This is a genomic window from Desulfovibrio inopinatus DSM 10711 (genome assembly GCF_000429305.1).
Lineage (GTDB): Bacteria > Desulfobacterota > Desulfovibrionia > Desulfovibrionales > Desulfovibrionaceae > Alteridesulfovibrio > Alteridesulfovibrio inopinatus.
Genome location: NZ_AUBP01000001.1, coordinates 396,033 through 422,438, shown reverse-complemented (window position 1 = coordinate 422,438; position 26,406 = coordinate 396,033). Strand labels below are relative to the sequence as shown.

General features: G+C 49.3%; 22 protein-coding genes and 1 tRNA gene. 13 read left to right on the top strand and 10 right to left on the bottom strand.

What is annotated here, in order from left to right; genetic code table 11:
- Positions 1 to 148: 148 nt before the first annotated feature.
- The gene (locus G451_RS0101870; RefSeq protein ID WP_027182939.1) at positions 149 to 2,218 is read right to left on the bottom strand and encodes a ribonucleoside triphosphate reductase; all 2,070 of its coding nucleotides are present in this window, start codon (positions 2,216 to 2,218) and stop codon (positions 149 to 151) included.
- Positions 2,200 to 2,850, bottom strand: a complete 651-nt coding sequence (locus tag G451_RS0101865) for an anaerobic ribonucleoside-triphosphate reductase activating protein (RefSeq protein ID WP_027182938.1) — start codon at positions 2,848 to 2,850, stop codon at positions 2,200 to 2,202. The genes G451_RS0101870 and G451_RS0101865 overlap by 19 nt, the downstream gene beginning before the upstream one ends.
- A 256-nt stretch (positions 2,851 to 3,106) precedes the next feature.
- Between G451_RS0101865 and G451_RS0101860 the strand changes: the two genes are divergently transcribed.
- Complete coding sequence (locus G451_RS0101860; protein WP_156921471.1) at positions 3,107 to 3,868, top strand: hypothetical protein; 762 nt, start codon at positions 3,107 to 3,109, stop codon at positions 3,866 to 3,868.
- 115 nt (positions 3,869 to 3,983) lie between these two features.
- Here the strand turns inward: G451_RS0101860 and G451_RS26950 are convergent, their stop codons facing one another.
- The 3 genes from G451_RS26950 to G451_RS0101845 are packed head-to-tail and all read right to left on the bottom strand — an operon-like array spanning position 3,984 to position 5,795.
- Positions 3,984 to 4,604: a flavodoxin family protein gene (locus G451_RS26950; RefSeq protein ID WP_051261017.1), complete on the bottom strand. Its 621-nt coding sequence runs from the start codon at positions 4,602 to 4,604 to the stop codon at positions 3,984 to 3,986.
- A 28-nt stretch (positions 4,605 to 4,632) separates the two neighbouring features.
- Positions 4,633 to 5,259 carry an MBL fold metallo-hydrolase gene (locus tag G451_RS0101850; RefSeq protein WP_027182936.1) on the bottom strand — a complete coding sequence of 209 codons (627 nt, stop codon included), beginning with the start codon at positions 5,257 to 5,259 and terminating at the stop codon, positions 4,633 to 4,635.
- Positions 5,259 to 5,795 (bottom strand): nitroreductase family protein, encoded by a 537-nt coding sequence (locus G451_RS0101845; protein WP_245587753.1) that lies wholly within the window; start codon positions 5,793 to 5,795, stop codon positions 5,259 to 5,261. The genes G451_RS0101850 and G451_RS0101845 overlap by 1 nt, the downstream gene beginning before the upstream one ends.
- Before the next feature lie 69 nt (positions 5,796 to 5,864).
- On the opposite strand from G451_RS0101845, the gene G451_RS34510 reads away from it, so the two are divergent.
- From G451_RS34510 to G451_RS0101830, 4 genes are all read left to right on the top strand, one after another.
- Positions 5,865 to 6,020, top strand: a complete 156-nt coding sequence (locus G451_RS34510) for a hypothetical protein (protein WP_169727793.1) — start codon at positions 5,865 to 5,867, stop codon at positions 6,018 to 6,020.
- 34 nt (positions 6,021 to 6,054) lie between these two features.
- Positions 6,055 to 6,627 carry a sigma-70 family RNA polymerase sigma factor gene (locus G451_RS26945; protein ID WP_051261016.1) on the top strand — a complete coding sequence of 191 codons (573 nt, stop codon included), beginning with the start codon at positions 6,055 to 6,057 and terminating at the stop codon, positions 6,625 to 6,627.
- A 78-nt stretch (positions 6,628 to 6,705) separates the two neighbouring features.
- A complete protein-coding gene (locus G451_RS0101835; protein WP_027182934.1) occupies positions 6,706 to 7,491 on the top strand; it encodes a hypothetical protein in 786 nt (261 codons plus the stop codon).
- A gap of 114 nt (positions 7,492 to 7,605) precedes the next feature.
- Positions 7,606 to 10,053, top strand: a complete 2,448-nt coding sequence (locus tag G451_RS0101830; protein WP_051261015.1) for a tetratricopeptide repeat-containing diguanylate cyclase — start codon at positions 7,606 to 7,608, stop codon at positions 10,051 to 10,053.
- A 17-nt stretch (positions 10,054 to 10,070) separates the two neighbouring features.
- On the opposite strand, the gene G451_RS0101825 is transcribed toward G451_RS0101830, so the two are convergent.
- Entirely contained in the window at positions 10,071 to 11,012 is a 942-nt protein-coding gene (locus G451_RS0101825) for a proline dehydrogenase family protein (protein ID WP_027182932.1), read from the bottom strand.
- 183 nt (positions 11,013 to 11,195) lie between these two features.
- On the opposite strand from G451_RS0101825, the gene G451_RS0101820 reads away from it, so the two are divergent.
- A complete protein-coding gene (locus tag G451_RS0101820) occupies positions 11,196 to 12,029 on the top strand; it encodes an AraC family transcriptional regulator (protein WP_027182931.1) in 834 nt (277 codons plus the stop codon).
- Positions 12,030 to 12,054: 25 nt separating this feature from the next.
- Here the strand turns inward: G451_RS0101820 and G451_RS0101815 are convergent, their stop codons facing one another.
- Positions 12,055 to 13,059, bottom strand: coding sequence for an aldo/keto reductase (locus tag G451_RS0101815; protein WP_027182930.1), 1,005 nt, complete (start codon positions 13,057 to 13,059; stop codon positions 12,055 to 12,057).
- A 128-nt stretch (positions 13,060 to 13,187) separates the two neighbouring features.
- On the opposite strand from G451_RS0101815, the gene G451_RS0101810 reads away from it, so the two are divergent.
- Both G451_RS0101810 and G451_RS0101805 read left to right on the top strand, forming a co-directional pair.
- Positions 13,188 to 14,087 (top strand): LysR substrate-binding domain-containing protein, encoded by a 900-nt coding sequence (locus G451_RS0101810; RefSeq protein WP_051261014.1) that lies wholly within the window; start codon positions 13,188 to 13,190, stop codon positions 14,085 to 14,087.
- A gap of 113 nt (positions 14,088 to 14,200) precedes the next feature.
- On the top strand, positions 14,201 to 15,052 hold the full coding sequence (locus G451_RS0101805; protein ID WP_027182928.1) for a nitroreductase family protein: 852 nt from the start codon (positions 14,201 to 14,203) through the stop codon (positions 15,050 to 15,052).
- A gap of 101 nt (positions 15,053 to 15,153) precedes the next feature.
- Here G451_RS0101805 and G451_RS0101800 read toward each other — a convergent pair whose 3' ends face one another.
- Positions 15,154 to 16,485 carry a biliverdin-producing heme oxygenase gene (locus G451_RS0101800; protein ID WP_027182927.1) on the bottom strand — a complete coding sequence of 444 codons (1,332 nt, stop codon included), beginning with the start codon at positions 16,483 to 16,485 and terminating at the stop codon, positions 15,154 to 15,156.
- A 185-nt stretch (positions 16,486 to 16,670) separates the two neighbouring features.
- Between G451_RS0101800 and G451_RS0101795 the strand changes: the two genes are divergently transcribed.
- Positions 16,671 to 16,746 (top strand) — tRNA-Ala (locus G451_RS0101795).
- Positions 16,747 to 16,862: 116 nt separating this feature from the next.
- On the opposite strand, the gene G451_RS0101790 is transcribed toward G451_RS0101795, so the two are convergent.
- The gene (locus tag G451_RS0101790; RefSeq protein ID WP_027182926.1) at positions 16,863 to 19,658 is read right to left on the bottom strand and encodes a tetratricopeptide repeat protein; all 2,796 of its coding nucleotides are present in this window, start codon (positions 19,656 to 19,658) and stop codon (positions 16,863 to 16,865) included.
- A 547-nt stretch (positions 19,659 to 20,205) separates the two neighbouring features.
- On the opposite strand from G451_RS0101790, the gene G451_RS0101785 reads away from it, so the two are divergent.
- Positions 20,206 to 20,772: a hypothetical protein gene (locus G451_RS0101785; RefSeq protein ID WP_027182925.1), complete on the top strand. Its 567-nt coding sequence runs from the start codon at positions 20,206 to 20,208 to the stop codon at positions 20,770 to 20,772.
- Between the two features lie 69 nt (positions 20,773 to 20,841).
- On the opposite strand, the gene G451_RS26940 is transcribed toward G451_RS0101785, so the two are convergent.
- Complete coding sequence (locus G451_RS26940; protein WP_425387474.1) at positions 20,842 to 21,678, bottom strand: tyrosine-type recombinase/integrase; 837 nt, start codon at positions 21,676 to 21,678, stop codon at positions 20,842 to 20,844.
- A 437-nt stretch (positions 21,679 to 22,115) separates the two neighbouring features.
- On the opposite strand from G451_RS26940, the gene G451_RS0101770 reads away from it, so the two are divergent.
- The 3 genes from G451_RS0101770 to G451_RS0101760 all read left to right on the top strand — a co-directional run bounded on the left by G451_RS0101770 (position 22,116) and on the right by G451_RS0101760 (position 26,397).
- On the top strand, positions 22,116 to 23,447 hold the full coding sequence (locus tag G451_RS0101770) for a helix-turn-helix domain-containing protein (protein ID WP_027182924.1): 1,332 nt from the start codon (positions 22,116 to 22,118) through the stop codon (positions 23,445 to 23,447).
- Positions 23,448 to 23,559: 112 nt separating this feature from the next.
- Positions 23,560 to 24,117: a molecular chaperone TorD family protein gene (locus tag G451_RS26935; RefSeq protein ID WP_034640169.1), complete on the top strand. Its 558-nt coding sequence runs from the start codon at positions 23,560 to 23,562 to the stop codon at positions 24,115 to 24,117.
- A 36-nt stretch (positions 24,118 to 24,153) separates the two neighbouring features.
- Positions 24,154 to 26,397, top strand: coding sequence for a molybdopterin-dependent oxidoreductase (locus tag G451_RS0101760; protein ID WP_027182923.1), 2,244 nt, complete (start codon positions 24,154 to 24,156; stop codon positions 26,395 to 26,397).
- Positions 26,398 to 26,406 lie beyond the last annotated feature (9 nt).

Below are 26,406 nucleotides of genomic sequence, written 5' to 3'. Positions count from 1 at the left end.
ATACTCCGACGCCGTCGGATACAGTCAATAAAATGAATACGGTCCAGTTTCAACACGAACTCCGCCGCGTACTGTCTCATAGAAAACACAAGGGGGGAGCCGTTGTTTCTACGGCTCCCCCCTTGTGAAATGAAACAGTATCGTTCGATTAAATGGATGTCATGCAGGCATCATGAATCGGTTCATAGACCGTGCGATCAGCATACTCGGCTTGTTTGCCCTTGTTCCACAAGGAAACCGGCCGATAATATCCGACAATGCGAGTATACACTTCCGCCGGAGCCGCGCAGGTCGGGCAGAAATGGTGTTCTCCGGCAATATACCCATGATCCTGACAAACAGAAAATGTTGGGGTAATGGAAAGGTACGGAATCTTTGTTTTTGTCAGCGCCTTGATAATGAACGACTTGAGTGCCTCCATGTCGGGCACGGCTTCGCCCAGGAAGGTGTGGAACACCGTCCCTCCCGTATACAACGGCTGAAGATTGTTTTGGTGTTCCAACGCATCGAAAACATTGCTTGCGCCGTTGACCGGTAAATTGGTCGAATTCGTATAATACGGCGTTCCATTCCCCGACGCCTGAATGTCGGCGTACAACGCCTTATCAATCTTGGCCAAACGATAGCTGGCCCCTTCGGCCGGTGTTGCTTCGAGATTGTAGAGGTGTCCGGTTTCTTCCTGAAATCGGCTTGTTACGTCGCGTAAATGATCCAGGGTCCGCCGCATAAAACGGATACCAGCCGGCGTTTCAATGCCTTTACCTAACAAATTGAGGCAAGCCTCGTGGCCACCAACAAGCCCGATCGTTGAAAAATGACCTTGAAAGCCGTTTTTAAGATACCGGCGCGACCAAGGGAACATGCCCCGTTCCAGGTTGTCACTGATGAGTTTGCGTTTAAACTCAAGTGCATCTTTGGCCAGGTCGGCATACTCCTCAATCATATCCATAAAGTCTTCCTCGCCTTGGGCAAGGTAGGCGAGCTTGGGAAGATTGAGGGTCACGACGCCGATGGAACCGGTGAGATCGCCGGCACCGAACAAGCCACCAACCTTATTGCGCAATTCACGCAAATCCATTTGCAAACGACAGCACATGGACCGCACATCTTCTGGCTTTAAGTCGGAATTGATAAAATTCTGAAAATACGGTGCGCCATACTTAGCTGTCAGTTCTAAAAGACGCGTTCCAATCTCGCCATCCCAAGGAAAGTCTTCGGTGATGTTGTAGGTCGGGATGGGAAAGGAGAAAATACGGCCTTGGTAGTCGCCTTCGGCCATGACCTCAAGGAACGCCTTGTTGATCATCTCCATTTCGCACGAAAATTCGCCATACGTCACATCCTGCAGCACGCCCCCGATAATAACGGCTTCTTTGGCCACGTGCTTGGGTGGCGTCAAATCAAAACTCAAATTCGTGAATGGACTTTGTCCACCCCAACGTGATGTCGTATTGAGATTGAAGACGAACTTCTGCATGGCCTGACGCACATCGTCATACGACAACGCATCGAAACGCACGAACGGTGCGAGATAGGTATCCACATTGTTGAACGCCTGGGCCCCGGCCCATTCGTTTTGCAACGTACCGAGAAAATTAACCATCTGCCCTAACGCAGAATCGAAGTGCCGCGCCGGCCCGGAGCTGGAACGACCAGCCATGTTGAACCCTTCCAACAGCAGATCGCGCAGACTCCAGCCTGCACAATAGCCGGCCAACCCAAACGATAAATCGTGCAAGTGAAAATAGCCGTGTTGATGAGCCAAGCGCACTTCTTCAGGGTACTTTTCCAATGCGTAGCGCGCCTGGACCGTTCCCGACAGATGGAGCATAAGCCCCTGGAAGGAATGGCACATATTGGCGTTTTCGGAAACGCGCCAATCAGCCTTACTCAAATAATTGTCGATCGTGTCGGAAATATCGAGATAGGCGGCTTTTTGTTCGCGCAGTTCCCGACGCTTTTCCCGGTAAATAATATAGCGCTTGGCCACATGGAAAAGTCGAGAATCCATGAGAACCTGCTCGACCATATCTTGGACCTGCTCCTGCTGCACTTCGTCGAAATCGAATAATTTCATTTCAACTTTGCGCGCCAAACGCTTGGAGAGAATCGGATCGTGAATACCGCTTGCCTTCAAGGCCTTGAGAATGGCGAGAGCAATACGATCTCCAGACCAAGTTTCACGGCATCCGTCACGTTTTACGATGAGCTTTGGCATGCTGTAGTCTCCTTGCCTTTTGGCTCGATATACTGCTGTGTGGTCAAGACGCATCCGGACGGCAACAGCGTCCGCACGGTGCGTATATCGTCATCGGTAAGCTCCGGAACCAGTGTCGTACGAAAATGAAATGCCTCAGGCCGACGACGTGCCATCTCGAAAAGAGCGGCAAAATGCTCTCGTGCCGCCTCTTCTCCAAAGCTTCCACCAGTCAATTCTTCGTATTTCTCAAAAGGACCTTTGATATCAACGGAGACCTTTTTAACGCAGCCCAAAGACAGAATCGTTTCAAGAATCTCAGGGTGCATTCCATTCGAATCGAGTTTGATCGGCAACCCCAGTCCGCCAATATCGTCTATAAAATCGACAATACTGGAGTCCATAACGGGCTCGCCACCTGTCACGACCAAACCGTCAAGCCAGGCCCCTCTTGCACGAATATAGTGCTCCACCGTTTCACGTGGCGTTATCGGCAACGTTGAGGGACGCCAGGCTAAATCCGCATTATGACAATGTGGACATTTGCAGTTACATCCCCCGAGAAACAACACGCAGACAACGTTTCCCGGCCAATCGCATAAACTCACCGGTTCCAGGCCACGCACCCGGGACCACGCATGAGTATTCGTCACGCCGACTCCTGCCGCGGTGCGGTCAATGTAAAATTTTATTAAATATCAGGAAGTTAAAAGAATCGTCCGCAATCTGACTCTTTGCGCACTCTACGGAAGGCATCTGGCTTTGTACACCCTTTTTTTCAATCAAGATTCCAACACGTTAGACATGTTTATCTTTATAAACACCATAAACAACATAGAATATTTCTTTCTTTCGTAAAAAAAAAGATGAGACCTTGCTCCTTTTCACAATGGGTCTTACATTGAAGTAATGAGTACCCACGACACCCAAGATGTCTTTTCCCAGGCGATGAACCTGCAGTATCTCAGGCCCGCCTCTCTCGACCGAGCGAAAGTGGTTGATGACCTGAAAGCTCGTTTTGAGTGGCCAGTGGAGTATGAGTTCAATCAAGAATTCTACGAGTTATTCAACGACTTCGGGGAAAAGCGGCATATTATCCGTTGGCCCCGAGAAATTTTGCACAAAGACCCCAAGTTTGAAGATTATATGCGCGACCTCGTCTGCGCTCTTTTTGCGGAACAATATCATCCGCAGTTTGCCATTCCAGCCTTTACTCGGCACACTGATCCTTCGCATATTGAACGGTTTAAACCAATTTTCCGCTATGCGGCCGATTGGTTTATCGACGCGGAACTTCGTCGTCTCTGTCCTCCTGTTATGGATGACGAAATCGACAATGAATTCAAGCATGCCTGGGCCGTGTTGCGGAATCGTCCCCCTGCAGCCGGGCTTGATTTCACTGTGTTGACCGGGCTGGTTCTGGCCGAAGCGTTACTCTATCGCAATATGCGTATCGAAGTCACAGGCGTTCTTTCCCACGTCATGGGGTGTTACCTCAGAACGCCCCCGGACAAACCCTCACGTTTTACACTGCAGAGTCTGGTCAAAAGCCTGTTCGCCTTGGTTGCGCCGAACTTCACAGCGCATCTGATTCGAGAACGCAACTATGAACACTGGGAAATCTCCCAACTCAAAGTTCCTCCGCCCAAACCTGAATTGGGTTCATTATAATCCTATTCAGGCGGCTGCCGTATGCAATACGGCCGGGAAGTATTGGGCTTCCCGGCCGTATTGTCATCTGTCGTTTCAACAGCACTTTGCCACTCCAATGGTGGGCACCTTCCGGTTATGACATCGTCGAGGACCCATTTTTTCCCGAAAGCTCCTGAAGCGCAAGACGATACCCCGTTTCGCGAATGAACGCACAGTCGGTGGGGTTCGAAGCCAGATCGCCGGAAGCATCAATGCCGCGCAAACCCATTTGCGGCTCCAAGCGAATACGAAACGGTTCAAGAAAAAACGACAACGTCAAGGCCGCCCCCTCAAACAAACGCTCTCCTTTTTTTCGTCCGGCAACGAGACATGCCGCAGCTCTGCGTGAAGGCAGTGCCAGCATTTCCGAACGATTGGCCAAAGCCGCTTCATAGTACCGTTGTCCACGATCAATGAACGCTTTGAAGTGTGCCGGGAGGTGATAAAAATAAATGGGCGACGCAAAAAAAACAAAATCACTGGACAAAAGGGCGTCGAAAAGCGGCGCACTGTCGTCTTTCTCAGCCAAAGGGCATGGTCCACCTTGTGTTTGCTCACACACTCCACATGATACGCACGGAAGAATGCGATGCTTGCGTAAATACAAGGCGTTACAATCTCCTCCGGCTTCACGAACACCTTGTGCAAATTCGTCAAGCGCCCTGTCGCTGTTGCCCCCGGCACGGGGGCTGGCCGCAAAAAGCGTACACCGCATATGTATTCCTTCGTTGTAAGACGAACACTTAAAATGCAAATTCACCAAAAAACGGATTATTCTTTTTTTCCGATCCCACTGTGGTTTCCGGGCCATGTCCGGAATAGACAACGGTTTCCTCGGGAAGAGTAAAAATCTGTGTCATCACCGAATTAAGCAGAACTTCATGGCTCCCTCCCGGAAAATCCGTACGCCCAATAGAACGATGGAATAACAAGTCCCCGGAAAAACACACACGATCATCCGGAAAATACAGGCTGACACTTCCCGGCGTATGGCCAGGTGTCGCAAGCACTTTGCACGGCATCCCCAAGAACGAAGCCTCTCCCGGCACAAGGGGATCATGGGCAAAAAGCGATACCATGGGGAGCCCCATGAACCCGCCTCGCCCGATATCAAGATCCAATAAATAGTCATCATCCGTATTGGCGAGCACGGATGCACCCGTAGCTTCAGACAACGCTCTGACACCATAAATATGGTCACAATGCAGGTGGGTCAGCACAATATGCGTCAACGAAAGCTGCTTGGAATGGAGATGGGACACCATCGCACCAGGATCGCCGCCGACGTCCACGGCAATCGCGGCATCTCCTGAAATGGCAAGATACGAATTCGTTTGGAGTGGTCCCAAAGGAAAAACAACAACATCCATCATGACGCCTCCGTTGGTGTCGTGGTAAACGGTTCGAGCAAAAGATCGGACAACGGCTGACGCGAGCTGGATCCCTTTGTCGCGGGATGCCCGACAGCCAACACTGCCATCAACTCAAGAGCTTCCTCATCCAGCCCAAGCGCTTTGGTCACTTCGGGCTCCTGGTTGATAATTTCGCCGAGCCACACAGCCCCAAGGCCAAGATCATGCGCGGCAAGCAGCATGTTTTGGAGACAAGCTCCTATGGATTGGCAGTCTTTTGTTCGATTATACATGGTCGATTTATCAAGAAAAACACAAAGACAAAGCGGCGCTTGTTCAACAATGTGCGCGTACTTTGTCTTTTCGGCAAGACGCTGCTGCCGAACATCACCGGCACGTACGACAAGAAACCGCCATGGCTGATTGTTCAGCCCGCTCGGAGCGGCCCTGCCGGCTTCGAGAATGGTGGTGATTTCCCCGTCAGTAACGGGTTCTTCCGTATATTTCCGTATGCTTCGTCTCGAAACAATGGTGTCCATAACCGTCGAATTCATCGGTGATTCCTCATGCATTGGATATGAGCTGAGGCGTTGCAACCTCATGCCGCCGAAAGAGACCTCTGTATGCCCGTACCGAAAGGAACACGTCTTTTGAAATGGCGAGAAGAACTGTTCCGGCACAGTGACCATTTTACTCATGGAGGCACCGTAGCCCAGGAGCGTTCGACCGGCAAGCCGACTGACTTGACCAAAACAAGAAGGAAAGCCTACATACAATGAATTAAAACAGAATTCCCAACCTTACGATCCGGGTATGAAACGCGGTAGCACACCAGACGAGCAAGACAACAACGATATCCATCGTACACTCGCTGGAGACAATGCCGCATTCGCTCGCCTTGTTATCAAATATCAAGATCGCATCTTCCATTTTATCCTGAAACATATACGCAATAGGGCTATTGCCGAAGAGTTGACACAGGAAGCCTTTCTCGACGCGTATAAAGCACTCTCGACCTTTGCCGGACGATCGCGTTTCAGTACATGGCTTATGGGTATTGCTCTCAACAGATCGCGGAATTATGTTAATCGTGCTCCGGAAATGGTCTATGGACATGTTGACCACGAAACCCACCCCCAGAATCCGTCCAGTACCCCAACCTGGTCGGATATCGATACTGCAGATTTTGAAGCTATCCTCCGCAAGGGTTTGACCACGCTTCCGAATGAATTGCGCGAAGTATTTCTATTGATAAGTATTGAAGGACTGTCGTATCAAGAAGCGGCCGATATCATTGATGCACCGATTGGGACGGTAAAAAACCGTATGTTTCGTGCGAGAACACAACTTAAGGATCTTTTTCTACAGGAGAACTTTCTCCCGTAATTTTGTTTCACAACATCAAAGGCCGCTCAACAGCGTCCCCTGCCGCATACGGCACACTGCCGAGTACAGGGAGAAAGCATGAAAAAACGATGCAAGGAACTCGAACTATTGGCCGGCCTTGTCCTTGATGCCGAAGCGAACTATGAAGAACGGCGCCGCTTTATTGCCTACCTGGCAAAGAACTCTTCGGAATGCGGCCCACAATTATCTGCTATCCTCGCACTGGACAACGCATCCCGGACGCTCGCCGCATCCATTCAAAAAGAACCCGGCATTGATGTTATGCCCCAAATAGGCTCTCAGTTGTCCACATGGTCACCTTTCATCACCCGCTTGCGTCGCATCATGGACAGATTGTGCCCAGCGCCATCAGTAACGGCGTTTTTCACCGGTATTCTTTGTGCTGTGGCCATTGTTGCTGTTTTTTCCTCTCTCACACCGGAAACACTCATGCCGGACACACGATTTCATCCCATTGCATTGCGGCTGACTGAAGTCGACTCTCATGCCAAATGGTTCGATGAGGCTGTGGTCAATCCAGGAGAATCATTGCACTACAAATTCTTCGATAGCCTTATTGGGGATTACTATCTCAAGCTCCTTAGCAGTGCGTCCGTTCCCGTATCTGTAACGCACATAATAAAATCCGATCATTCCCAACGCGTCCATGACATGACCATCACCGATGTCAACTACGGTTTTTTACATAATCCGCAGGACGACGATGTCCTCATCATTGCCAACCACGGCTCAACACCGGTTCGGACCATGGTGACAGGAGACCGGGATATCACCATAATTCCTCCTACTGAAAACCTTGCTCAAAGAAAGACCACGACGTTCGCATCATGCGTGTATCCCTAACCCTGTCCCACCGTGAGCTATCAAATTGTTACAATTCGTTTTTTTTCTTCTTTTGCAACGCTTTTCAACAGTATCGGCCTTGAGTTTCAACGGTATGGCAGGTAGTATCATGCGATGCGTAGACAGGCTGAATCTCTTGACGCTTCCGTCGTCTCTCTCGAACGGACAGATATTATCCGATTCGAGCATGCACTCAAAGATGCCCTGAGTGCCTTTTTACCGTTCAAATCCTACAGCCTCTACCTCCCTCAGAATCTTCCTCCAAACTTATTACGCTCTTTTGGCCCGGATTGTTCCATCGCCGCACACCATCCGGACCAACGAGAACTTCTTATCCCGTTGGTCCACCAGAATGAACTCCTCGCCATATTTATCGCTCGTGGTGTTCGTTTGCCGGCTCCGAAAACCATGTGTCGTGTTTTGCCACAAGTGGCGTCTTTGTGGCTGGACAAACTCGCGCTGCATAAAACGGCCATTACCGACGAACTTACCGGATTACTCAATCCTCCAGCGTTGACTCGTGCCCTCGAGCGTGAAATTTCCCTCGTACAGGACTGCATTTTACCAACATCATCCGCCTGCATGGATCCAGATGCGAAAAGCTTTTCCGGAAGTGTCGGCATTGTCCTGTTCGACTTGGACCATTTCGCGACCGTCACAGGCGGCCGACAATTTGAATTTAGCGAAACGCTTCTCCAAAAAGCCGCTACGGCGTTGTCCCAAGCATGCCCGGAAGGCGCCCTACCGGCCAGACTTGGCGACGATGTCTTCGCTCTGTTGCTTCCCGGAATCTCCACTGGTCAATGTCGCCAGGTTGCTGAGTCGGTACGCGAGGCCCTATCTGCCGTTGAAGCCATGGATCCGCACACCGAAGAAACGGTTTCCCTTACGGCCAGTGCTGGTTTTGCAATCTATCCACAACATCTGCGCGGTCGCCAGTTTACCGGCTCCGTTCGCGAACAAGCTCGTATTCTGATCAAAAAAGCCCAACGCACCGTTACAGCGGCTAAAGAACTGGGCAGAAACAGAGTTCTGGCGTTTCCCGATGTGGTCGCCGAAGCCGGACTCGTTTTAGAGACACTTCCTCTGTCGCGTCTGACCATCAACCTTGGTCGGCATGTTGATGCGGTCGAAGGCCAACGCTTTCTTGTCTGGAGTCCGCAATATGAGACCAACGCCGAAATTCGCACACCCGAGAATGTCCGCTTGCATGGTCGATACCCCACCATGATCAAAGCGGAAATTCTCGTGATGGAAGTACAGGATGATATCGCCTTTGCCGAGATCGTTCATTTGCGTTCTCCCGAGTGGCCTGTAGAAATTGGAGACCGCCTTCTGCTCGCCTCGGACACCGAACATACACTTACCGACGGGTCGAAACCGACCACCCCGCAAAAAGACCTTGTCACCGGTCTCTATGGACTCCATGACTTTTTGCGAAACTTCGCCCGCAAACGCGAAAAGCAATCGACGTATTCATTAATGCTCATGCGATTGCCGGAAGAATCCCCAAACCGTTCGGACGCTCCCGGCCATCATTGTGAAACCCAAATTCGCGATCTGGCTGAACTCTGCCGTGAATCTTTTGCCGAACAGCCGGAAATGGGTCGCTATAGCACCTCAAGTCTCATCATTCATGTTGCCGACAAAACTCCGGAAGAAATTTTACCCGATATTTTGGCACTGTGCCAACGCAGTGCAGAAAGCTTGGAAATCAATCCCGTCGTCGGCATAGCTGGCTATCCTTTTCTCCATTTCAATAAAGCGGACACCTTGGAGAATTGCCGCAAGGCTCTCGATCATGCAATGCTCTTGACCGAGCCCCCCAAAGTGGCCGTGTTCGACTCCATATCCCTCACTGTCAGCGCCGATCGTCTTTTTACCGCCGGTGATGTGTATGAAGCCATTGAAGAATACAAACTGGCATTGATTGCCGACGACACAAACATTCTGGCACGCAACTCGCTGTCTGCCTGTTTAACCAGAGTGGGACGTTTGGAACAGGCCGCCGCCGAACTCGCCAAAGTGATTGCCATGGATAGCAAAAATGCCATGGCTCTCTATAATTACGGCCATACCTTACGCCGCATCGGTGAAACCGCACAGGCCCGCAAAGCATTTCAAAAATGCCTCAAAACGGCACCGGATTCACCGGCCGCACTCTACAGTTTGCTCCGACTCGGCCAAATGGCTGAAGAATCGCGTCAATTCGCGGTCGCTCGCAAATATTACAATCGAGCCGCAGCACTCCCCGGTGGCGAAGGTGAAACCGTACGTCATCTCGCACGGCTGTCTCTTGCGCAAAATCGCATCGAAGAGGCCCGAGAACTGTTTCATCAGGCCCTCACCCACAATCCCAACGACGCCAGTTCCATGCACAGCCTGGCAAAGCTCTACCTTGATCACGGGGAAGACCCGGCGATTGCCGAATCTCTCGCACGGCAAAGCGTTGCTGTCCGCCCGGATAAAAAACAATTTTGGCTGGAACTTGCCCGCGCGCTCACCGTCCAGGACCGGCACGAAGAAGCCCGCACCGCCCTGGACCGCGCCGATATGATTTAATCAAAGACCGTCGCGAGTCATCCCAACAGCGCCCGTGCGACAAATCCGAGATTCCGCGGTGTCTCACCGATACGACGTATCGAATACGGCCACCAACTGCTGCCATACGGCATATACACACGCACTTGCACCCCACGCTCAACTAAATGACGTTGGTAATCTGGTCGCACCCCGAGAAGCATTTCGACTTCCCACTCGTCCGGTCTCCATCCTTGTTGTTCTGCCAAGGAACAGGCGTAATCGATCATCGTATGATCATGACTGCCGACCACCGGCCGCACTCCATGCTGTCGGGCGGTTTCACTGAAAAGCATGTCGAGTGATGCTCTATACGCCGCATCTCGAGCAGTGCGACCGCTCACAGCCAGGTCGGCGGACTCCGCAAACGCTCCTTTCACCAAGCGAACCATAGCTCCCTGTTCAACCAATTGCGCAATATCCGATGGCGATCGATGTAAATAAGCCTGAAGCGTGATGGCCACGGGCAAGCCGGCCGAGAATAACGCGTGATACAAGTCGAGCGTCGATTGTGTCACCGACGCATCTTCCATATCGATCATCAAAATATTTACGCCTGGCCCCGCATGATCGGCAATGGTCTGTGCCAAACGCAACGCATTGTCATAGCAACGATTCCACGACAACATAGCCCCTATCTGTGTTGGGTCGACTGAAACATGCACATCAAGTCCCGCTGTGGACAGGGCAGGGACCAACTCCATGAGCGATGAAACCGTTTCCTCAATGCGAGTTTCATCTTCGACATACTCCCCGAGAAAAAACAATGAAGACCGTATCCCTCGCGAAAACAGCTCACGGCTTCGTTCAAGTGCGGCCTTTGCATCATGTCCGGCAACGAACTGATTTGCAAAGCGACACATAAAGCGTGACGAGTGCATAAACATCGTCACGGATGTATTTCGGGCCAGACCAATCATGGCATTTTGCCATAAACGCATGAAGACCTCCTCGGTCGGTTCAAAGTGACGCCAAAGAACGTTTCTTTAGCTTCAAGACCAGAAGGACATCTTGCAAAAAATTGCAGGCTATGATGTGGGTTGTTCAGCAAGGGCAAGAACGACACGGTTACCGAAAAAATAATTCAATTCATACGTCCAGCATTCTGATTTCAGGCCACGCCTATGAAGCCGTTTCCTCCATCCGGTGACAATGCATTTTGGCGAGACCCCGACCTTCCTGGTTTGGAAGTGCGGATTTCCCGCTTCAAGGCTATTACATTTCCCAAACACACGCACGACAGTTATAATATCGGCTTTGTCGAATCCGGGGACAGCCGCGTCTTTCTCCGAGGGAAACATGGGGCTGTTGACCAGAGTGACGTGGTGTTCATCCATCCAGGCGAAGTGCATGCGTGCAACCCTCAAGGAAATACAGCTTGGGCGTATCGCATGTTTTCTTTCTCCTGTGACCTTGTCAAAACATGTATGGCCGATATCGGACTTCCTGACGTCAGCGAACCCGGATTTGCCGTTGCGGCATGTCCGGATACTCTCCTTCGCCATCATCTCGCCGTGTTGTATAATGCCATGCAATCATCTGGCGACATTTTGCACAAACACTCCACCCTGCTTGCGGTCATCTCCCGACTGGCAACAACGCATGCCGGGTGTCGCCCCAGTACGGAACACGCCGGCTCGTCTGTCCTGTGTCGCGTTCGCGATATTTTGCATGACGCACCAACAACAAAACTCCGGCTTGTCGATCTGGCCGAAGCCGCCGACGCACCGGAGTTGAGCCGATACGCATTATTGCGTTCATTCAGTCGTGCATTCGGACTCTCGCCGCATGCCTACCAATTGCAATTACGTTTGCACCGCGCCAAACTATTACTCCGACAAGGTGTTCCTATCGTCCAAGTGGCGTTGGACACTGGTTTTGTCGACCAAAGCCATTTTACCACCACATTTCGCGCAACCACCGGTGCCACTCCCGGCCAATATCAACGTGGCCGGTAACCCGTGCTCTATAATGTATGACGGTTTATTCTCTGGTCAGGCCTTTAAAGCCTTCTTCAGGATATCGTTGTCCGACTACCGCATCATAATGGAATGTTGTTTCCAATCGTTCCATATCTTCAGCTGTCAGGACAATATCCGAGGCCGCAACATTGCTCTCAAGATAGCGCACATGCCGTGTTCCGGGAATGGGGACAACATTTGTGTTCTTGTTCAACACCCATGACAAGGTGAGTTGTGCAGGCGTCACATTTTTTTCTGCAGCCATGCCTTTGACAACATCGAGCAAGCGCAGGTTTCGTTCCATAGCATCGGCCTGGAACCGCGGATTCATGCGCCGAAAATCGTTTTCCTCAAAATCACTGGGCGAAGTCTGCGATGCGGTCAGAAAACCACGTCCTAAAGGACTATATGCCACAAACGCCGCACCGACCTCGGCACACGCATCAAGCACGCCGTTGTGTTCGACATCTCGTGTCACCAACGAATATTCGGTCTGAACGGCCGCTACAGGATGCACCTTGGCAGCCCGGCGCAACTGATCCGCCGTAATTTCGCTGAATCCAATATACCGAATTTTCCCTTCTTCCACGAGCCGAGCGAGATCGGCAGTTACATCTTCAATCGGTCTGTCCGAGGCAAGTCGGTGCACATAATATAAATCGATAACGTCGATGCCCAAGCGTGACAGCGATGCTTCACAACAGGCTCGCATATACGCCGTGGAATTATCGATCTCTCGCGCATAACTCCCAGGTTGTTCCCGCTTGATGCCGAACTTTGTGGCGATGACAAGCTTCTCTCGCTGATCTCTATGATCAGCAATGAATCCGGCTAACAACCGTTCGTTATGTCCGTGGCCGTACATATCGGCTGTGTCATAGAAGTTGATCCCAAGTTCAAACGCCCTATCGAGGACGCCACGAGAAACCGTATCGTCCGACGTTCCATAAAATTCAGACATACCCATACAACCAAGCCCGAGGGCGGAAATAATCAGATCGGAATGACCGAGTCGAGTCGTACGCATGTGTGATCTCCTTGATCAAAAAAACCGAGTTAGGGGGATTGCGATGCCGTCATGGCAACATCACGAAACGACAGTAGGCCTGGGTTTGCGATACGTCTAATATTGTTTTTTTTCAAAAGTGATATACAATGTATATCACAATGGAACTGAAACAATTACGCCTCTTTGTTCTTGTCGCGGAAGAAGGCGGATTTCGCCGCGCCGCTGAACGTGCGCATATGGCACAACCCCCACTAAGCCGGCATATTCGCCTCCTGGAAGAAGAAGTCGGAACGGCCTTATTTTCGCGTACATCCACCGGTGCGATACTAACGGATGCGGGACGGGTATTTTTACCCCATGCCATAGATATTCTGGCCAAGGCCGAAACGGCCCGTGTTGATGCTCGTCGCGCGGGACGAGGAGAGACGGGACGGCTTGCCATAGGATTTGTTGGCCCAGCTATGGACGGCGCTCTGCCTGATGTCATCCGTGCATTTCGCAGTACACGACCGGCTATTTTCCTTGAAATGATAGAATCTTCAACGGCGGATCAATTTCAAGCGTTGGAAGATCGTCGCATTGATGTTGGATTTGTGCGTCGGACAAACCAATGCCCAGACGGGCTCAAGAGCGAACTTTTTATGCGGGAACACTACGTGCTCGCTGTTCCTGACGGTCATCGCTTGGCGCAACATACGGTTATCAAACCCGCCGATTTAGTCGATGAACCATTTATTTTCTATCCGCGCAGTCTCTTTCCGGAACTGTACGACACGATACTGGAACAACTGACAACTCCGAGCGGTAAACCCATCATCTGCGCGGAAACCCTCTCCAAGCGAACGACCGTGGCACTCGTTGCTGCCGGCATCGGACTATCTCTTGTGCCGAAATCAACAGGCGCGCATCCTCGACGTGGTGTTGTATTTCGCACAATAGATGCAGAGCTTCCTTATGTTGAAATGGACATAATTACACGAAACGACGCTCCCAGGCCACTCCTCACTGTATTTTTACAAACGGCACATCAGTTTCGACATATATAATACACGTACAATGTACAGAACTTTTTTACTTTGTTTGTTGCAACAATACACCGAGCATTGTAGACTCTTTTTTACGTGTTCCTTCGATTAACGCATACAATAAAGGATACGCCATGCTCAAATTTCTTGTTGATCATGCGCGCTGTACTCAGTGTGGGTTGTGTGCCACAGATTGCCCGGCCCGCATTATCGAACTGGACGATTACCCCACCATCGTCAATCCCGACGCGTGTATCCGATGTCAGCATTGTCTGGCTATTTGTCCAACAGAAGCGATTTCCATATTGGGAAACGATCCGGAGAATGAACTTCCCATCAACAATGCCTTTCCGAGCCCTCAACAAATGGCCACGCTGATTCGTGGAAGACGATCAACACGCCAATATCTCGATGAATCACTTCCCATCGACGTCATTGAAGATCTTCTCACCACAGTTCACCATGCCCCAACCGGAGTAAATGCACAGCAAGTGCTCTTGACGGTGGTAAAAAACCGCCAGTCAGTCCATACTCTGCGTGAAGCCGTGTATACCCGATTGGTGCAAGCCATCCGAGACGGCGAGAACAATGACGATATGCGTATGGAAGTCCTCGGCTGGGCGATCAAAATGTGGACCAAGGAAGGCGCAGACGTGTTGTTTCGTGGGGCTCCCCATGTGCTTATTGCGTCGGCCCCGCAAAATTGCCCCACGCCGCTGCCCGACTGTTTTATTTCCTTGTCGTATTTCGAGCTCCTTGCCGCCAGTGCTGGATTGGGATCACTGTGGAACGGCATGCTCAAATGGACATTGGATGAGCTGTTTCCCGAATTCCGGGATCGACTTGGAATTCCGCGTGATCATCTTGTCGGGTATGTCATGGTCTTTGGAAAACCCGCGGTGAAGTACATGCGGACCGTCAGTCGAACTCCCGGTCCAATTCGCATAATCGACTGGAAGGAAGGAAACGGCACAGGGAATTCGTAAACCTACCACGCCTCTCTCGTCGATCACGAAGAGAGAGGCGTGGAGAAACGTTCACTCTGCAATGAGGAAGACGTGGTCGTTACGAAAATGGCCAGAGCACATCATGCTATATGTTCGTGCCGGGCTTTTTTCGCGACAATGGCCCGGTTCGCCCGGTCCATGGTGATACGTACGGTTTTTATCCACGGAGCCGGTCGTCGCATGGGATCAGCCAACCATGGCATGAGGCTGTCTGTGGCGTTCTCAAGACCTTGCGCTTCATCGAGAACACCCGCAATAATCAGTTCCGCTGCTTCTTTGGCAGCAAAGTTGCCGTACAACCCGGTCTGATTGCAAAAATCACTCGTCAACGCGTCAATGACGTCCTCGGAAAGCAGCTCTCGTCGATGACGTCTCATATGATCGGCACAAAAGATGAGCTTTTCGTATCGTTCTTGATTTTCAGGAAGCACGCGACGTAACTCCCGATGGAGCATGCGCAAATGATGTTCCAGAAGAAGTTGTGGAATACCGCGACTGGTCAGAGATTGTCCAAAGCACAGCACCTGAGACAGCATTTCCTTCGTCTCAAGATTTGTCAGATGAACCAGCCACGCGCCATCGCTGTCGAGAAATCGTCTTCCGCGGGTACCAAACCGATAAATAAGGTATGGATAATCGACAAGGCAGCGTACACTTGCCTGCATAACCGCAGTAATTTCCTGTTCGTCCTGACAAATAGGATGATTCCCGGCTTCGGGGTTCAATGAAACGGCAAGATAACGAATTGCTTGGCCTGTGCCTTCAGATTCCGGTTCGATAAGTAAAGAAAAAATATCAATACATTCGCCAATAAAATCCATTGCGGCTTGTACAACCAACTCTCGATCCCGCGAAGAAAGAGGCGCCGCATCCAGACGTCGTTTAAAATTTTCAAAACGCAAGGCTCCGTCGTCCTTGAGTGCGGCGAAGTAGGCCATTCCCGTTTGTGGGGTCAAACCGAAACCACTCGTTAAGGCGAGACCAATGTTTTTCGCACCTAACGCGACCCCTTCCAAAACGTACAAAACCCCGAGGAGTGACACGGGCTGTGTCATGGCATCTTTACGCAAGTTCGATACCAGGTTCAGAGCCAAAGTCATGACACGCACGGGATCAGGCGTAAGGGGCAAACGAGGAGGTACATCACGGAAATAATCAATATCGGTGAAAAGCAACGGCAATCGCCGCATTTCATCAAACCAAATATCGGCGAGCAAAGGGTTGTCGGCACGATCTAATCCGGACTCTACCACAGCAAAAACCATAGCCCAGACCCGTAGATGTGTAATATACACCGATAACGGGGCACGTCTCTCGACAAGGGCCATACAATACGGAACAGCCTGAAGCTGTGCATGCAAGGGTACAAGCGCACTTCGAAGCTGATCGCTCAATGGGGGATGAACGGTCATGCAACAATTCCTTACTTATTCTCACCAAACGTTCTCTGGTGAGAAGGATTTGGTGGAGGCAATGTACAATATTTTCAAAATGAACAAAACCCATGAAGGCATAACCGTCACGCGCATAAAAAAATTCGCCGTCGACATTTTTTCGTTGACAAGTCCCGACCGGAAGCGTAGCTATCTCTCCTCACGGGGCTGTAGCTCAGTTGGGAGAGCGCTTGAATGGCATTCAAGAGGCCGTGGGTTCAATTCCCTCCAGCTCCACCAGAAAATTTCCAATACATTGGCCCGGTTATCTTGAAGGATAACCGGGCCTTTTCTTTTGCGGTGAACCTCTCGGTGAACCGGGTGTGAACATCTTTCCGCCGAGAAGCATTTTTAATTTACGACGAGGGCTTCATCATCTCTAAGCGCTCTTTAAGAGTCTCTTTATACTTATCATTATTACAATTATCTATCGCCAATGAACATTCATTCAATGCAGCAGGAATATCTCCCAACGCCTCACGACATGAGCTTAGGCGTTCATGATAAATTGAAATCCACTCTTTGCCTTTTAGATCCTCAACGGCCAAGTTAAGTGCTTTTACTGCACTTTGCAAAGCTTCTTCGTGCTTTTCGAGAGTTGAAAGAGTTTTCGACTTTACATATAATAACCAATGATCTGCTCCACCATCTGGCACTTTTTCAATTGCAGCAAGAGCACTCTTTGGTTTATCAGCCTGATTATACGCCTTGGCTACGGCCCGAGCATTAAATGCCGTTAAAACCGTTTTTTCTGATATAGCATCTGCAAAAGCGCAACTAGCTCGGATAAACTCACTTGAAAGGCTTTGTTTACCCTCCTTGTCAGCAGTAATAGCCATATTGGCTAATGCATCACAGGCATTAACCCATTGCCTTTTGTCAACTAGACTTGGCGGCATAGCCAGCATTTCAGGAAGAGCTTCGGCAAGATCTACACAGCGCTTGCCATGATTATACCTAAAGAGAGACGTAAACGCCACAAAAGACTCATAAAACTGATCAAATCCATCTAGCGCAGACATGGCAATAATATCAGACAGAATTTGAACCTTTGCAGAATTTTCTTTAATAGAGTCTGCGATATTCTTATATGATCTGAGTCTTGAAATCGCTGCAAGAGATACTCGTAGCGGTACAGCTAGAGGGTCTCTTAAAACTCTCTCCATCAGCTCTCCCAAAGCCTTTTCTCCTTCTGCTTTAATTGCTCTGGTAACCCTAGACAGAGAACCAAGGTGCGCTATCTGACCATATGTTGCATGCCAATTGGGCTTAATCTCAAAAAGTTGATTGAAGCATTTAAGAGCTTCTTCATATTGACCACACCGCCTAAGAGCTTTCCCTCGATGGTGTAACAGCTCTGCTTTTACTTGCTCGTCTTTCGTAGCAGCAAAACAAGTCCCATATTTTTGAGCACAGGCCTGATAATACTCTCGCTGTTCTTCAAGGTTCTCAATAGAGTATGAATATATTTCTTTTGAATCGATTATGCTCACCATCGAAGCTAGCCCCATATCTGGTGTAACCTCATTAGTATAAATCTGTTTATAAATCGTCTGATCTTCTTCCCGTTCAATCTGCAAAAGGGCATATGTCAACCAATCCGGCTGCCGTTCTCCGCGACGTAAATTCTCTTCATGTATCTGTTTTTTTGCAAGATGAATTTGTCTAAGGACCCCAAACTCCATCTCCCCTTCATGTTCCTCGACATATTTTTCAATAGCCTCAGCTAACACTGATGCGTTTACGTCATCCTGCATAGCCAAACACACAAGATCATGGACCTTCACTACTCCTGGAGTGTTCGCAGGTAGCACAATTGATAATCGTTGGAGATTAGAACACGCATTGATTCCAATGAAATTTCTTAAAAAGTCTAAATCGTGAGTTCCTAACCCTGAATTGGCAATATCTGAAAGAGCTTTATGTTCCCTCTGGTTAAGTTTTGAAATAATTTTTCGTATGATAGACCCACCATCATCACCACGTACATCTTCCGGTTCATCCAAGACCTCTTTATAAAAAACATCTCCTTTGATCCCTTGTTCACTCAATATGTTCCTTGCTGTGGCAAGAATGAGTGGTGAAGAAAGACAAGCTGAAACGAATTTTTTACATACATCAGAGGCTGTATCTGGATCTTCTCCAAGAATTTCAAACGCGACACTTTTAGACAATGAAGGGATCGGCAAATAGAAATCTTTCGATGGAGTTGACAGCTGTGATGTCGCAAGAACAACCCCACCTTTTGTAAAACCATCGGCTAGTTCATTGAACATTGCCAGCTCCAATTTTCGTTCAATACTATCAATTACGAGGATCGTTTTTCCAGCATTAAAGATACCTGCAACATTAACAGGTGTGCCTCCCCGGGATCGCTTCACAGCACTTAAAGGAGTGTCTTTCTTCCAATCTTCACCAGCTATCCAAATATAGTTGTCAAAATTTGTTTCTTCATGATGAACATATTCAATTGCTGCTTGGGTTTTACCTGCGCCGCTTAAACCATGGAGTACACAAATTTTATGACCATTATGATAATGAGTTTTTAGTGATTTTAAAATGTTCACAGAAGGAACATAGTGTTCACATTGGCTTGGAATCTTACCATAGTATTCGTAGTTATTTAGATCATGTAAGTAGTTTGGCAGAAACTGAGTATAAAAGCTGGCACAGGAAGAGTTTAGAATTGACTGCTCATAAATTATCTTTGCCAATTCATGTGCGTCAAAGAATACGACCTTTCCTTTTACTGATTTGGCAAGAGGAGTTGAGTCGAACTTGTCACGGAACGAGGGAGGTTCTTCCTGGTTACTAATCAAATATATTGAACTTGGCCCATTAGGCTTATTGTGAGCCAAGGCATGAGTAAGATCTTTCTCAATCTTTTCATATGATGGATTTTTCTTTGGCCCACTGGATTCAAAATACGTTTTTTCAGTGCTATACTCAGCAACAATGGTAGAATCAGGAGAAAAACTATCAACCGTGTGGCCAACAGGTTTATAGTCCTTATTTATACCGTGATGGATCAACCTTTTAGATTCAATCATGGAAACAACTTTGTGACCAACCAGTTCCAAATCAGTAGCACTAAGGCATCGGATCTCATCTATTAGGTTTTTGATAATCCGCATTTTGATATATTCAGGCATAGTCCTTCCACTCCTTTTCTGACAATAATTGTAAGCCATTATTGCATGATAATCCCTTACAGGACAAACGATTGTCAATTGATGATTTGTCCAAAGTGATCTGCTACAGAGTAGTGTGCGCTTCCCCCCCAAATTAAGCCACTATCTCTTCGACGCCAAGCCTCGTAAACAACCAACATCGCACAATTGAGATGAATCTAAGAGATGTGAATATAAATACAGCAATCATCAAATTCCCGGTGAACCGTCGGTGAACCAGGATTCCCAAAGATTCCTCTAGAATTCCGACAAGAGTGTTCACAGGTACTGCAAAAAAAACAATAAAATCAACATTTCCTGGACCTTCGCCAGGAATGGCATTCAAGAGGCCGTGGGTTCAATTCCCTCCAGCTCCACCAGAAAATTTCCAATACATTGGCCTGGTTATCCTTCAAGATAACCAGGCCTTTTCTTTTGCGGTGAACCTACCGGTGAACCGGGTGTGAACATGGTACTTGACTGATTTAGTATTACAGGCATAGGTATCCTTTTGAGGTAATTATGAGATATGGAACAGACTAAGAAAACCATCGACAATATTATTCACGCTAATGTGATGCTTCAGAAGTTTTGGAGCAATGCAAATGGCTGGGCTCCTTCGAATGCCGCCTCCTTGATGTCCAAGTCCCGCTTGGACAGACAAGTCTCTTTGTCTAAAGCTCTTCATATTTGGCTAGAAAGAGAATCTCTATCAGAAGGCGAGCTTATATTAGCTTGGGCAAACCTTGGAGCACTTGTAGAAGGGACTCTCAAACTATTTTTCTCTGTTTATCTAAATGACTATCTACAAAGTGGACGCATCGAAACTGATAAAAATGGATTTCCAAAGTTACCTGACATTGTTAGTCTTGAATATTTGAAAGTTTTAATGGATAAAGAAACTCGTTTTGAAAAGCATTGGTCCAATTTTGTCGGCGATGTCCAAAAATACAGAAACGCAATTCACGCCTATAAAGACAGAGAACTTGGAGATCAAGGAGCCTTCTATTCTTTTGTTCAAAAATATTACTCTTTCATCAAAGAAGTTCATAGTCGTTTACCTTATCCCGATGGATACGACTTTATTCTGCATTGATGTGTACTCAGCCTAATGAAAAAAAGGGACGCCATTTCTGACGCCCCCAAATTCAACACTCTCGCCTTCCTACTCAATCACCGGCAACAACTCGACAGCACGTTCTTCATCACCTGGCATAACATGGCCGTAGCGGTCCAAGGTCATTTTTGTACTGGCATGCCCCATGAGGCGGGAAACTGCGTTTGGAGATGCCCTCTGTGAAAGCATGCTGGAGCAAAACAGGTGACGAATGTCGTAGCTGATAATGTCGTCATTGATTCCGGCGCGACGGCAAGCGGTTCTGAATCCCTTACGAAGACTCTTGATTGGCTTCCCGTTGTATTCCACAAGGAAGTTGGTATTCGAATTGGCCTTCATCTCACGGAGCTTTTCCAGGAATTCAGGCCGGACCGGAACACTGCGCCATGTTTTGGTTTTGGTTGCGAAGACCCGAACACACTTGTTCTCCCAGTCCACGTGCTTCCATTCAAGGGTCAACAGTTCGCTCAAACCCGTTCTTACTCCGAGGTTCATGCAGATTTCGATGGCCCACTTGATGTGAGGAACGGCGGCGTCATGGATTCTCTGAAGATCTTCCGCATTGAGTACCAACTCCTTGGGAAACTCTTTGGCCTTTTGCCATTTACCGAGAGGATTTTTGGCAAGGTACTCGTGCTTCACACCCCAGTTGAACATGATCTTCAAGTAGCTGAGATATCGGTTACAAGTGGTTGGAGAATTATTTTTGTACTGGCGGTTGATGAACTTAACGAGAGACGCCTGTTTCAATTCGTCTACCGGTACGTTGCTGATCTGAGGCAGGATATGCTTATTGAGAATCTTGGCCCAATCTTTCAACCAGCCTCCACACCCTGCGGCCTTACGATCTTGATACCAAAGATCCGCAAGTTCATCGGCGTAGATTCCGACATCGTCCGTACTGCCTGTTTGAAGTTCTTCATTCCTTAACTTCTGAGCCTTGATGTCGTGATCGTATGCTTCAGCTTTCTTTCAGGCCTCTTCGCCCTTGCCGAAGTTTGCAGAGACATCTGACTCTATACAAGACTTTCACAATTCCGTTCCCGTTTGGAACCTCCATCCTCCTTGATAATCCCCTCCAAGCATCCTATTGTGTTTTATGGGTATCCATTGGGTATACGGCGAGGATATTTTCCGTTTATATTGAATCAATACAATCTTAATACACACAACATTTTACTCTCTATTTACAGTATAACTATTAAAAGTTTTTGAAGATTCCCCGCACTCACTTTTCTTAGAAACATTATAAAAAGTGAGTGAGGGGCCGCCGGAGGTATCGATCCTTCTCTATCGAAAAATGCTCCAGATGAGGTCATCGCATGCAGAACACGCCCGAACACAAGCAATATTGGGAGATGGTGACATCTCTTGAGCAAGAACAACATTTTTTCCTTGAACGTTGGTCTCTTCGCATGGCGCAAGCCGGATACCTTGAACATACGACCGCAAAACGCCTGGATTGCTTGCAAGCACTCAACGATTTTCTCGCTCCCATGCGGCAACATTGGGATACAGGCATGATGCCCCCCGACTTCTCCTGGCTCATTCAGCACAACGATCAATGGGGACATCCGCAAATCGCCTCGGCAAGACGGCATCGCATGCGCGGCGTCACCGCCGATATGTATCTGGGATGCTTCAAAACATTTATTCATAGCCTTATCGATGTGATTGAGCGCATGGATGGATCGTATGAAGACAAAGTCCTGGCACGACGACACATCAAACTCTACGGCGATGCTTTGGAAGTCCTGTTTGTTCAAGACTGGACCACGACACTTCCCGATGTCACCGCGCGCAAGCTCGATGAAGCCAATCGCCTTCTCACCTTGGAAAAATGCCGATACGAGAACATTCTCAATGCCACTTCCGACCTTATTTTCGTCGTCGAGAACAATGGCATGGTGATGAATGTCAACGAAGCCGTCAAAGCCGTGATTGCCGAAGAACATGTGCAGGGTATGACCATCTGGACGGTTCTCGCCATGGAAGGGCAATCGATGAAGGATGTGCTCAAGTATTACCCCCTCGGGATATTCCATGAAATAAGCCCCTTCGACAACGATATCATCTATCGCATGCAAATCAATTCCATCGGGAGTGTTAGCATGGCCAGCAATGAATACATGATCATGCTGACCAACATTACAGCGCACGCCATTCAACGAGAAACTTTGGAACGAGTCGTATCGGAAAGAACGGAAGCGTTGCGTCGGGAAAAAGAACATCTTGAAGAGATGAACATTACCTTGCGGAACGTATTGCAAAGCATCGATAAAGAGCGTGAACAAATTCTGAATGAAATTTCGTCCAAGGTGAACAACCTGGTGCTGCCAGCGCTCGACCGCATTGTACACGAAGAAGACAGTGGTATTCGCAAAGGGTATATCACCGTTGCCAAAGACCAACTAAGGCGATTGGCTCCAGGCAGTGATGCTTCGGACCCAGGTCTCCTCAAACTCACTCATATGGAAACCCGCGTGTGTCAGTTCATTCAAGCGGGCCATCCCTCCAAAGATATTGCGACCAGCCTCAATATTTCCGTGGAAACCGTGCAAACGCACCGAAAGAATATCCGCCGCAAACTGAACCTACATGGGAAGGGCGTGAGCCTCTACGCACATTTGAAAACACTCGGCCTGTCATCCTGATTGGGTAGTTCAACATACCCAATCTATCCCCATTTTCCCGCCTGTCACCCTTCATGACGAGTATACTACAGGATCAGTGTCGATCCTGTTTTTTCTGTAATGGAGGATAGTTATGCTAAATAAAACACAACTCATCACAGGAGCTGCCGCACTTCGAGATTTTTTCGCGTCCATCAATGCGAACGATATACATGCCGCAGCCGATTCCATTTCGCGCGTGTTCACCATACCACTCGATCCGGCAACACTTTGGATTGATGTCGAATACGAGTTCAATCGGCTCTTTGTCGGTCCTGCGGCTGTTCCTGCGCCCCCCTACGCATCTGCATATTTGAATGAGCCGACACTTATGGGTTCTCCGGCCATGGAGATGCGAAATGCCTATCGTCGTCTCGGGCTGACAGTCCCCAATCCAAACGCCACACCCGACGATCATCTGTCTTTTGAATTGGATGCCTACATCGCCATTGAAAGCCTGGCACAGGAGGATGCGGATGGAGGCATTTTGAAGAAGTGGCTCGTCTGTGAACACATGAACGGGTGGGTTCCCCTCTTTGTGGAGGCGGTGAGAAGACTGCTCGACGTCAGTGCCCCCATTACCATGGCGATAGACGCGCTCTCGCTCTGGTTGGTCCATGCCATATCCGACGCGGATGCATTGGAAGCATAACGGAAACATTCAAGACAAGCGTGCAAGAGGAAGCCTATGACAATGAAACAGACGTACAACAGACGGCAATTCCTGAAAGGGCTCGCCGCGGTCGGCGCAACTGCCCTGTTGCCGTGCCGGTTTCTAGTGCCCATGAATGCAGAGGCGGCCGCATTCAACGAAGCGGAATTCACTATTTTTCGCAATGCCTGTCCGAGAAACTGTTACGACACGTGTAGCATCAAAACCTACGTCAAGGATGGCGTCATTCAATTCATCGAAGGCGCTCCCGAGTCCACCTATACCGACGGCGGATTATGCGTGAAAGGCTACAGCTACACTCGCCGGCCGTATAGTCCTGACCGGATCAAATACCCCATGATGCAGGACGGTCGCCGTTCGGGCAAATGGCGTCGCGTCTCCTGGGACGAGGCATTGGACCGCATCGCCAAAAAAATTCTGGAACTCAAAGAAAAAGACGGCAACCTGCTTGGCATGGGTATGACCAAATACTCCGGCAACTTCGGTATCACCAACTACGGCGTCGAAGGCATGATGTCGTCTCTTGGCTACACGACGCGCTTTGTGGGGACACCGTGCTGGCCCGCCGGAATCGATGCGCAAAATTATGATATGGGCAACATGTGGTGCAATGACCCCGAAGACATGGCCAAAGCCAAGTATATCATTGTGTGGGGGGCCAACCCCGCATGGTGCTCCGTCCATTCCATGAAATACATCATGGAAGCCAAACGTCGCGGCGCCAAAATTGTTGTGATCGATCCGGTTTTTACCCAGACCGCGGCCAAAGGGGATGTGTACTGGCAACCCAAAACATCGACCGACGGCGCCCTTGCCCTTGGCATGGCCAAACATATTCTCGACAGCGGCTTGGTGAATCAGGATTTCGTCAACAATTACAGCTACGGCTTTGAAGATTTCGCCAACTATCTCAATGCCAACGTCACCGTGGAGTGGGCCGCCGAGCAAACCGGCATCCCCGCCAAGGATATCAAGGAAGTGGCCGAAGAGTTCGCCACGGCCGATCCGGCGACGATCTGGATTGGCTACGGCATGCAGCGCCACACCAACGGCGGTGCATCCGTGCGCTCTATCGATGCACTTGTCGCCATGACAGGGAATATCGGCAAGGAAGGCGGCGGGGCTCGCTACGGTCAATTGCAGACCTGGGGATTCAACTACCACGCCCTTATTCAGAAACAGCCCGAAGGGTCCAAAGGATTTGTAGGCAACGCAGCTAAGGGCGAGTTCGATTTCACCAATGGTACGGAAGCGCAATACTCAGACAGAACCGTCAACATCAACAAAACCGCCCAAGTCATTCTCGATACGAAAGATCCGGCTATCAAGATGCTGTGGGTGTCCTGTAAAAACCCGTTTGCCCAGGACTTCGACCGTCCCAAGCTGGAAAAAGCGTTCGACACCCTGGAAATGGTTGTCACCGTGGATCAGTTTTTCAACGAGACCGTGGCCAACTCCGATATTGTTCTGCCGGTCACGACACTGTTCGAGGAATGGACCGTCAACGTATCTTATTGGCATTATTGGCTGAGTATCAACGAACAAGCCATTAAGCCTATGCACGAGGCCAAATCCAACATTGAAATCGCGGCTGCGTTATCCCAAAAAATGAACGCATTGTCTCCCGGTTCCTGCACCTTCCCGCAAGACATCGATACCAAAGAGTGGATGGCGAAGGAATTCAACAAAGACATCTACAGCTACTTCGGCATTGCGGACTGGACCGAATTGCGAAACGGCCCGGTCAAAGCCAAGCTAAAGACATCTGCCGCCTGGCCTGATCACAAATTCGACACTCCTTCCGGTAAATACGAATTCAAATCCGAATTATGCGAAAAGAACGGCCACAACGCACTCCCGGCATTTAAGGAAAGGCGCAAGCATTACGCTGCATTTCGATTGCTGACACCGCACACCAAGTTCGGCATTCACTCGCAGTTCATCAATCTCGACTGGATGCAGGAATATGACAAGGAACCATTCGTCTACATGCATCCCAACGCTGCGGCCAAGAAGGGCATTGCCGATCAGGACATGGTCCGCGTGTTCAACAAGGTAGGCGAACAGCGCGTCCGGGTGAAGCTGACGGACAATGTCTCCGAAGACTGTCTGCTCATGTACGAAGCCTGGTTCGGCAAAGGGAATACTTTCAACGTCCAAAATCTCGTTGACGACGAATCTGCCGACATGGGCGCTTTCAAGGCCGGAGCCCCCGGAGTCGCCATTCATGACCAGTTTGCCGACATTGAACGCATCTGAGGAGTATGA

Coding starts and splice junctions, on each gene's coding strand:
- G451_RS0101870 (WP_027182939.1), bottom strand. CDS start 2,218: ATGCCAAAGCTCATCGTAAAACGTGACGGATGCCGTGAAACTTGGTCT.
- G451_RS0101860 (WP_156921471.1), top strand. CDS start 3,107: ATGAGTACCCACGACACCCAAGATGTCTTTTCCCAGGCGATGAACCTG.
- G451_RS26950 (WP_051261017.1), bottom strand. CDS start 4,604: ATGCGGTGTACGCTTTTTGCGGCCAGCCCCCGTGCCGGGGGCAACAGC.
- G451_RS0101760 (WP_027182923.1), top strand. CDS start 24,154: ATGACAATGAAACAGACGTACAACAGACGGCAATTCCTGAAAGGGCTC.
- G451_RS0101830 (WP_051261015.1), top strand. CDS start 7,606: ATGCGTAGACAGGCTGAATCTCTTGACGCTTCCGTCGTCTCTCTCGAA.
- G451_RS0101815 (WP_027182930.1), bottom strand. CDS start 13,059: ATGCGTACGACTCGACTCGGTCATTCCGATCTGATTATTTCCGCCCTC.
- G451_RS26935 (WP_034640169.1), top strand. CDS start 23,560: ATGCTAAATAAAACACAACTCATCACAGGAGCTGCCGCACTTCGAGAT.
- G451_RS34510 (WP_169727793.1), top strand. CDS start 5,865: ATGCCCGTACCGAAAGGAACACGTCTTTTGAAATGGCGAGAAGAACTG.
- G451_RS26945 (WP_051261016.1), top strand. CDS start 6,055: ATGAAACGCGGTAGCACACCAGACGAGCAAGACAACAACGATATCCAT.
- G451_RS0101770 (WP_027182924.1), top strand. CDS start 22,116: ATGCAGAACACGCCCGAACACAAGCAATATTGGGAGATGGTGACATCT.
- G451_RS0101785 (WP_027182925.1), top strand. CDS start 20,206: ATGGAACAGACTAAGAAAACCATCGACAATATTATTCACGCTAATGTG.
- G451_RS0101810 (WP_051261014.1), top strand. CDS start 13,188: ATGTATATCACAATGGAACTGAAACAATTACGCCTCTTTGTTCTTGTC.
- G451_RS0101825 (WP_027182932.1), bottom strand. CDS start 11,012: ATGCGTTTATGGCAAAATGCCATGATTGGTCTGGCCCGAAATACATCC.
- G451_RS0101790 (WP_027182926.1), bottom strand. CDS start 19,658: ATGCCTGAATATATCAAAATGCGGATTATCAAAAACCTAATAGATGAG.
- G451_RS0101805 (WP_027182928.1), top strand. CDS start 14,201: ATGCTCAAATTTCTTGTTGATCATGCGCGCTGTACTCAGTGTGGGTTG.
- G451_RS0101820 (WP_027182931.1), top strand. CDS start 11,196: ATGAAGCCGTTTCCTCCATCCGGTGACAATGCATTTTGGCGAGACCCC.
- G451_RS0101850 (WP_027182936.1), bottom strand. CDS start 5,259: ATGGATGTTGTTGTTTTTCCTTTGGGACCACTCCAAACGAATTCGTAT.
- G451_RS0101800 (WP_027182927.1), bottom strand. CDS start 16,485: ATGACCGTTCATCCCCCATTGAGCGATCAGCTTCGAAGTGCGCTTGTA.
- G451_RS0101845 (WP_245587753.1), bottom strand. CDS start 5,795: ATGAATTCGACGGTTATGGACACCATTGTTTCGAGACGAAGCATACGG.
- G451_RS0101835 (WP_027182934.1), top strand. CDS start 6,706: ATGAAAAAACGATGCAAGGAACTCGAACTATTGGCCGGCCTTGTCCTT.